The sequence below is a fragment of the Polaromonas sp. P1_G1 genome (assembly GCF_056405595.1).
In genome coordinates this window covers 1-360 of the sequence record NZ_JBFUBU010000299.1, presented here as the reverse complement: position 1 = coordinate 360, position 360 = coordinate 1, and the positions used below count along the sequence as shown (strand labels likewise).

General features: G+C 61.4%; 1 protein-coding gene. It reads left to right on the top strand.

Annotated elements, in window-relative coordinates:
* The coding region (locus AC1D1Y_RS26935) for a phosphotransferase family protein (RefSeq protein ID WP_477685030.1) at positions 1-360 on the top strand (360 nt) is incomplete at both ends.

Genomic DNA, 360 nt, shown 5'->3' with positions numbered 1-360 from the left:
CTGCTGCCCTCCGCCCATGCGGTGGAGCGCGAGTTTGCAGTCATGCAGGGCCTGCACGGCACTGACGTGCCGGTGCCCCAAATGCACTGCCTGTGCGAAGACGAATCCATCATCGGACGCGCCTTTTATGTCATGGAATTCATGCAGGGCCGTGTGCTGTGGGACCAGTCCCTGCCGGGCATGAGTACCCAAGAGCGCGGCGCCATCTACAACGAGATGAACCGCGTAATCTCGGCCCTGCACACCGTGAAGTTTGCCGAGCGCGGCTTGGCTGGCTACGGCAAGCCCGGCAACTATTTTGAGCGTCAGATTGGACGCTGGAGCAAACAGTACGTCGCCTCCATCACCCAACCCATCCCC